At 67.5% G+C, this 3,972-nt stretch carries 4 protein-coding genes and 1 pseudogene; 2 read left to right on the top strand and 3 right to left on the bottom strand.

Annotated features, from left to right (window positions below; genetic code table 11):
• From GJ693_RS14450 to GJ693_RS14440, 3 genes are all read right to left on the bottom strand, one after another.
• On the bottom strand, positions 1–231 hold a 231-nt coding region (locus tag GJ693_RS14450; protein ID WP_197042225.1), incomplete at its 3' end, for a hypothetical protein.
• Positions 228–1,223 (bottom strand): phosphotransferase family protein, encoded by a 996-nt coding sequence (locus GJ693_RS14445; RefSeq protein WP_156256969.1) that lies wholly within the window; start codon positions 1,221–1,223, stop codon positions 228–230. The genes GJ693_RS14450 and GJ693_RS14445, both read right to left, overlap by 4 nt.
• On the bottom strand, positions 1,207–2,307 hold the full coding sequence (locus GJ693_RS14440) for a hypothetical protein (protein WP_156256968.1): 1,101 nt from the start codon (positions 2,305–2,307) through the stop codon (positions 1,207–1,209). Before GJ693_RS14440 ends, GJ693_RS14445 begins: the two co-directional genes overlap by 17 nt.
• Positions 2,308–2,408: 101 nt before the next feature.
• Here GJ693_RS14440 and GJ693_RS14435 point away from each other — a divergent pair, with 101 nt between their 5' ends.
• The gene (locus GJ693_RS14435; protein ID WP_156256967.1) at positions 2,409–3,590 is read left to right on the top strand and encodes a M48 family metallopeptidase; all 1,182 of its coding nucleotides are present in this window, start codon (positions 2,409–2,411) and stop codon (positions 3,588–3,590) included.
• A gap of 42 nt (positions 3,591–3,632) precedes the next feature.
• Positions 3,633–3,972: pseudogene (locus tag GJ693_RS14430) on the top strand (SDR family NAD(P)-dependent oxidoreductase); the annotation flags it as partial.

Below are 3,972 nucleotides of genomic sequence, written 5' to 3'. Positions count from 1 at the left end.
CGCATCACCCACCAGCGGCCGCGCGGCAGCGGCCATGGCCGCCTCTCGCGCCGGTTGGGCGGCCGCTTCGGCGGCGGCGACCATCAGGATCAGCGCCGATGTCGCCGCGGTGCCGCCCGCATAATTGGCATCGGGTGCGCCCGGCTGGCCGAGCAGTTGCAGCGCGGGCGCCACTTCATTGGCTTGCGCATTGGCCAGCGCGGTGAGCAGGGCGGGCAACGGCAAGCTCATGCAAGGCCCTCCAGTGCGCGCGCCAGCGTGAGCGTGTGGAAGCGATAGGGGATGGTGCCGGCGAACATCATCACTGGATCATGGCTGCGGCCATCGAGGATCTCGCGCGCCGCGCTGATCCAGATCACAAGGCCCTGCACCTGTGCGAAGACACGCCACCAGCGCCAGCTTGCCGGATCGAGGGTGATGCCGGAGGCCGCCTCCCACAGCGCGATGGCCTCGCCCAGCGGCACGGTGGCAGCCGGGCGGCCGGAGAAATTGGACCACAGGGGATCGCAGGCCCAGGCCAGATCCTCGTGCGCGTCGCCGGGGTGGACCATTTCCCAGTCTAGCACGGCCAGCAATGTGCCGGCGCCATCGTGCAGGAAATTGCCGGAGCGATAATCGCCATGGACGATGCTGATACGGGCCGGGGGCGGCGGCATATTGGCGCTGAGCCAGCAGAAGGCGGCCTCCAGGATGGGCTCTGGTCGGAAGGCATCGGCATCGAACGCCGCCCGCCAGTGCGCCAGCCGTGCCGGCGCCGCGTCCGCCAGCGCCATGGCGGGCAGTTCCGCCTTGGCCGGGTCCTCGGCGTGAATGCGGCCCAGCGCGGTGAAGAATTGGCGGCCGATGGCGGCGGCATGATCGCCATAGGGTTCGGGCTCCAGCAGCCCCGCCGCCGTTCCGCCCGCCACTTCGCGCATCAGGAAGCCGGGGGAGCCGAAACTGTCCGGGCCCTGGTCACAGAACACCGGCTCGGGAGTCGGCACGTCACTGCCGGCGAAACATGCGATGGCGCGATATTCGGCAAGCCGGTCGGTCTCGATCAAGCTGGAGGGCGGGTCGCGGCGCAGCACCAGCGCTTCGCAGCGGCCGGATTGGCCAATCGCATCAAAGCGGTAGGTCTGCCGGGCCGAGCCGCCGTGGAAACGCTTGAGGCCCGAGATCGCCACCGGCTCGCCCCAGCGCGCCGACAGGAAGCGGGCGAGATGTTCAGGCGGCAAGATCAAACAGCTCGCGAAAGCCGGACGGCGCGTGCGGGCCGATGGCCAGCTGCTCGAACAGGCCGCGCCCGGCCAGCGGCGGCGCCCCGGCGATGGAGAGCTGGGCTTCGGCCAGGCCCTGCACATGGGCATTCATCGGATTGGCCGGATCAACGCCGGCCAGATCGATGACCTCGTGCGCCAGAACATCCGGCCCCTGAAACATCCCATGCCCGCGGATGGGATGGCCGTAACCGATGCCGCGCATCATGAAATTGTCCCCGATACGGAAATCCACCGTTACCGGCCGGCCGTCCTGCAGCCGCGCTTCCAGCCGGGCAGCGCCGGCGTGGCGGCTGCCGGGGCGGAAGGCCAGCGCCATGCGCGGGTCTTCCAGCGGGAATTCGGCGCCATCCTTCAGGCGCACCAGCACCCCGGCGCGGTTCCACGGCCGGCCATGCTCATCGTCGTTTGAATGGAAGAACAAAAGCCAGTCGTCGAACGCGGTCGGCGTCCACAACCAGAAGAATTGCGGTGGGGTCGGTGGTTGCACGGCCTGCGCGTCCGGGGCGCCGATCGGCCGCACGCCCCAGCTGCGATCGCGGGTGCCGCGCCAGCCGGTGAGATCGTGGCTGGCGCCAGCGGCGCTCACCTGCCCGCTCCACTGGCCGCCCTGGGTCATGCGGGTCACGTCCATCAGCGTGCGGGTGCCGTTGCGGCGGATGAAGCGCGGTTCCAGGATCGGCGCGGCGCGTCCGGTGAAGATGAGCTCGCCGGCAATGCCCGTCTCGTTCGGCGCAATGCTCAGCCGCAGTTTCTGCAGCGGCTCCAATACCTCCAGCGTCACCGGGCCAACGCGCAGATCCATGCGTTCCCCGCCCAGCACGCGGCTGGCGAACAGGCTGTGCTGCTGCCCGGCGTGGAGCACGGAAACGGCGCAATCGATGATGTTGAGGTGCGGATAGACGCCGAGTGCCACCCCCACCACCGCGCCGCCATCCGGCGCCTGTGCGCTGAAGAAATAGCGATCGTAGAAATTGCGATCCGTGCCTGAAACCGCGATCGGTTCAGGCGTCTGGTGGATGGGAAAATCGTCGGCGCGGCTGAGCATGGAGCGATGGTGGCACGCCATGACCCGGCGGCAAGCTGTCAATAGGCTGGGCATCGGCCGGCGCGTGTGTTAGCGAATCAACACACAACAAGGGAAGCAGCATGGCATTTGATCCGGAATTGGCCACGCAAGCCTATATGGCCACGCTGAAGGGGGCGGCGCGCGCCAAGTCAGACGCCTATTTTGAGGGCGGCTACTGGTTGATCCTGTGGAACTTCCTTGCGGCGCTGGCGGCCAATCTGATCGTGCTGCGACTGGGATGGGCGGCGCGCCTGTCACGCTGGGCGCGGGGCCGGGCTGGGCCCACGCTGGCGGCGCTGATCTTTGCCGTGCCCTATCTGTTGCTGGTCACGCTGCTCACGTCGCCGCTGGCCATCTATGCCGAGTTTTTCCGCGAACATGCTTATGGCCTGTCCAACCAGGGCTTTGCCGAGTGGGGCGGTGAGCAGTTGATGATCATTGCCATCAACAGCGCGATTGCCGCGCTGCTGTGGATGGGGGTGCACGGCGTCATCCGGCGCTGGCCAACCAACTGGTGGGTGGGCGGCACCGCGCTCACCATCGCGGTCATGATGGTCACCATCACGCTGGCACCGCTCTATCTGGAGCCGCTGTTCAATCGCTATACGCCGCTGCCCGATGGCCCGGTGAAGACCGCGGTGCTGAAACTGGCCCGCGCCAATGGCGTGCCGGCCAGCAATGTCTATCTCGTTGATGCCAGCCGGCAATCGGACCGGATTTCCGCCAATGTCGCCGGCCTGTTCGGCACCACTCGGATCGCGCTCAACGACAATCTTTTGAAGCAGGATATCAATGAGATCCGTGCCGTGATGGCCCACGAACTCGGCCATTATGTGCTCAATCACGTCTGGAAGTTCCTGCTCAGCCTGGCGCTGCTTATCGCCGTCGTTTTCGCGCTGGTGGCCAAGGGCACGCCCTGGCTGCTGACCCGCTTCGGCCAGCGCTGGGAGATCGAGGGCATGACCGATCCCGGCGTGCTGCCGGCACTGATGATCATGCTGAGCGCGGTGTTCTTCGTGGCAACGCCGATCACCAACAGCCTGATCCGCACCCAGGAGCAGGAGGCTGACATGTTCGGCATGAACGCCGCCCGCGCCCCCGACAGCTTTGCCCGCATTGCCATGAAGCTGTCGCAATATCGCAAGATCGAGCCAAGCCCTTTGGAAGAAATGGTTTTCTTCGATCATCCCAGCGGCCACACCCGCGTGTTCACCGCCATGCGCTGGAAGGCCGAGCATCTGGGCGAGCCCGATATCCGCTAGGCGGCGCTGGCGTCGGCCCGCGGGGCCCGCTACAACGGCGCGATGCATCTCCTCGTTCTGGGCCTGGGCTACAGCGCCGGCCATATTGCCGATGCGGCGCGGGCTGCCGGCTTTGCCATCACTGCGGTCCGCTCGCGCGCGGCACTTGGCGTGCTGACGCTCGACAGCCCGGAATTGCCCGATGCCATCGCCGATGCGACGCATATCCTGTCCTCCGTGCCGCCCGCCGCTGACGGCGGTGACCCGGTGCTGGCCGCGCATGCCGCGCGGTTGGCCGGCTGCAACGCGCGGTGGGTCGGCTATCTCTCCTCCACCGGCGTTTATGGCGATGCCGGCGGCGCCTGGGTGGACGAAGGCGCCCCGCGCCAGGGCCGCCGCGCCG

Source organism: Sandarakinorhabdus oryzae (assembly GCF_009733735.1).
GTDB lineage: Bacteria > Pseudomonadota > Alphaproteobacteria > Sphingomonadales > Sphingomonadaceae > Sandarakinorhabdus > Sandarakinorhabdus oryzae.
Note: the sequence above shows the minus strand (reverse complement) of the source record. Positions and strands in the feature narration are given on the sequence as shown.